Source organism: Candidatus Cloacimonadota bacterium, assembly GCA_034661015.1.
In the GTDB taxonomy this organism is placed as follows: domain Bacteria; phylum Cloacimonadota; class Cloacimonadia; order JGIOTU-2; family JGIOTU-2; genus JAYEKN01.
This window is the reverse complement of the sequence record JAYEKN010000174.1, coordinates 1-2,826: the sequence shown is the minus strand read 5'-3', so window position 1 is coordinate 2,826 and position 2,826 is coordinate 1. Positions and strand designations below refer to the sequence as shown.

Here is a 2,826-nt window from a genome sequence, read left to right as displayed (position 1 = left end):
TTTTTTTCATAAGTAGTCCTTTTTATGTTTTTTTTACATTTTCGTGACGGATTGGTCAGTTTCGTTTCTTATCTTTTTTGATAATTTCGAGGGAATGCGAATTGATTTATTAATGTCCATCCGTAAAGTACTATTTTTCGACCTCACCCCGACCCTCTCCTATCGAGGAGAGGGAGACAAAAGTTCCCCTTCTCTTTGAAGAGAAGGGGTTAGGGGATGAGTTGTAAAAAGGATGAAGAATATATTTTACTTGATATGCTACTTTACGGACGACTCTAATTTATTTTTTCAAGATCGAATTCAAAGACATGTGGCAAAAGTTCTGAAATATTTTTCACCACATAATCGTCTTTATTTCTGGCAATAATAATCGGCAGGTCGGTGGAAAATTCAGAAATAACTTGCCGGCAAATTCCACAGGGAAAGGGGAGTTTTTCTCCATCCGCAAAAATTGCCAGAGCATCGAATTCTTTCTCACCGGCAGTAACAGCTGTAAATATCGCAGTTCTTTCTGCACAAACTCCCGCAGGATAAGATGAATTTTCAACATTTGTGCCGGTAAATATTTTTCCGGATTTAGTTAACAAAGCGGCTCCAACCGAATATTTTGAATATGGTGAATATGAGTTTTTCGAGGCAATTATTGCCTTTTTGATCAACTTTTCAATTATTTTTTTTTCCATAGGAATCCTTTTTAATGATGATATTTTTTCCCTTTTAAAATTGTCATAGCTCGATAAATCTGCTCTAATAAAATAATTCTGACCATCTGGTGAGTAAAAGTCATTTTTGAAAGGGAAATGATCTGATCGCATTTTTGCTTAACCTCAGCCGCAATTCCATAAGCACCGCCGATAATAAAACAGATCGGCTTGGTTTGATATGTCATCAATTTTTGCATATTTTTTGCAAATCCTACAGAAGAAAACTGCTTTGCTTTTTCATCGAGAGCAATAGAATAGGCATTTTCCGGTTTCAGTCGGAGAATTTTTTCACCCTCAAGTGCAACTGTTTTTTTGGGACTCATGCTCGCACTATTTTTGATTGATGGGACGACGATCATTTCTACAGGAAGAAACGGCTGAATCCTTTTCAGATATTCGGACTCGGCTAAGGAAATATATTGGTCTTTATTTTTTCCCACAACAAGAATTTTTACTTTCATCAAACTAAGAACCGCTAAATTTGCGGATGTATTTCACATATTTTCAAGCGGAGACGCTTGAGATACTTTATGCACAAATAATTCCAAGAGCGATTGAGAGTAATTTTGTTTCGGCATCATCTGCTCTTGAGGTGATCAAAATTGGTACCTTTGCACCCATAATAACGTGGGCAACTCGAAAATGAGCATAATATGTCATCGCTTTCCCAAAGATATTCCCGGCTTCGATATTTGGCATAATAAGAATATCGGCTTTGCCGGCGACTGGTGAATCCACCCCTTTGATTTGAGCTGCTGCTTCTGAAATTGCATTATCCAACGCAAAAGGTCCATCCACTATACATCCCTTTATCTGTCCTCTCTCGTTCATCTTGGCAAGAAGCGGAGCATCCATTGTCGGGGGCATTTTCGGATTCGGGACTTCGATGGCAGCGAGAAGTGCTACTTTTGGTTCGGGATTCCCAAGATGGTGAGCAACTTTTACAGAATTATTGATAAGAGCAATTTTTTCTTTTAACTCAGGATATAAAACCACTCCACCGTCTGTCATAAGTGTTAGGCGATCCGGAGATTCGAATATAAATACATCACTAAGAATGCTTCCCGTTTTTAATCCATTTTTTTTATCGAGTACACCCCGCATAAGTTGGGAGGTTGTAATTTTTCCTTTTAGAAGCAAATCGGCTCTTCCCTCGTGAATTCCCCTGACAGCTGCTTTTACTGATTCCACGGGATCGGATTCGTCAATAATATCAAATTTGTCGAGCATGGATTTTTCTTCTTCGATAATTAAATTTCGTATTTCATTTTCATTCCCAACGAGTAAGAAATCAGCAATTCTATTTTTTTTTGCTAAGCATGCTGCTTTTATTACCGACTTTGCCGCTGCACCTGGAACTGCAACTTTTTTTATAGGTAAAGATTTTACTCTATCCATCAATTCATCAAAACTTTTGATCATGTTTGCTCCTGAAATTAGTTTTTTTGTTTTATGATTTTATGGTATCAAAATTTGCGTCAAGATTTATAGATGAGAAGATTGATAAGAAATAAAAATTCAGGAAAAGGTTTGGAATATTTTATGGTAGTTTGAACAAATAGATTTATCTGAGCAGAAAAATATTATTCGATTTATCTGTTCCCTCAGGTTTAACTGTTCAAGAAATAAACTGGCTCCCAACCTACATTCAATCTTTTGTTTTTAAATTTCGCACCCAATTTACCCTAAATTTTAGCGTCAATCTCGTTCCCATCCGCCAGCTGGCGGATGAGGAACGCATTTTTTCGTGAAGCCCCAGCTTCGCAAAACACCGGCAAATTTTAGTGATTGCATTGAGAAACACGCTTTGGAAAAGCGTAATACATTTCTCAAAATTGGTTTCTTGAAAAACCAATCTCGTTCCCAAGCCCCGCCAATCTCGTTCCCAAGCCCTACCAATCTCGTTCCCATTCGCCAGCTGGCGGATGGGGAACGCATTTTTTCGCGAAGCCCCAGCTTCGCAAAACATAGACAAATTTTTGTGATTGCATTGAGAAACACGCTTTGGAAAAGCGTATTACGTTTCTCAAAATTGGTTTCTTGAAAAACACGCTTTGGAAAAGCGTATTACGTCTACAAAAAAAAGCCCACAATCACATGAAGCGGACTGTGGGCTAAATAT

Annotated in this window: 4 protein-coding genes; all 4 read right to left on the bottom strand. The window is 37.9% G+C overall.

The annotated features are described in order from the left end of the window. Window positions 1-275: 275 nt before the first annotated feature. Entirely contained in the window at window positions 276-683 is a 408-nt protein-coding gene (gene cdd, locus U9P79_06690) for a cytidine deaminase (GenBank protein ID MEA2104309.1), read from the bottom strand. Window positions 684-694: 11 nt separating this feature from the next. Beyond that, window positions 695-1,165: a 23S rRNA (pseudouridine(1915)-N(3))-methyltransferase RlmH gene (locus tag U9P79_06685; protein ID MEA2104308.1), complete on the bottom strand. Its 471-nt coding sequence runs from the start codon at window positions 1,163-1,165 to the stop codon at window positions 695-697. 67 nt (window positions 1,166-1,232) lie between these two features. Next, a complete protein-coding gene (locus U9P79_06680; GenBank protein ID MEA2104307.1) occupies window positions 1,233-2,126 on the bottom strand; it encodes a bifunctional enoyl-CoA hydratase/phosphate acetyltransferase in 894 nt (297 codons plus the stop codon). A gap of 276 nt (window positions 2,127-2,402) precedes the next feature. Then, complete coding sequence (locus U9P79_06675) at window positions 2,403-2,642, bottom strand: hypothetical protein (GenBank protein ID MEA2104306.1); 240 nt, start codon at window positions 2,640-2,642, stop codon at window positions 2,403-2,405. Between the last annotated feature and the right edge of the window lie 184 nt (window positions 2,643-2,826).

Excerpts from the sequence above, each read along its gene's own strand:
- U9P79_06675 (MEA2104306.1), bottom strand. The coding sequence starts at position 2,642 with ATGCGTTCCCCATCCGCCAGCTGGCGAATGGGAACGAGATTGGTAGGG.
- U9P79_06680 (MEA2104307.1), bottom strand. The coding sequence starts at position 2,126 with ATGATCAAAAGTTTTGATGAATTGATGGATAGAGTAAAATCTTTACCT.
- U9P79_06685 (MEA2104308.1), bottom strand. The coding sequence starts at position 1,165 with ATGAAAGTAAAAATTCTTGTTGTGGGAAAAAATAAAGACCAATATATT.
- cdd (MEA2104309.1), bottom strand. The coding sequence starts at position 683 with ATGGAAAAAAAAATAATTGAAAAGTTGATCAAAAAGGCAATAATTGCC.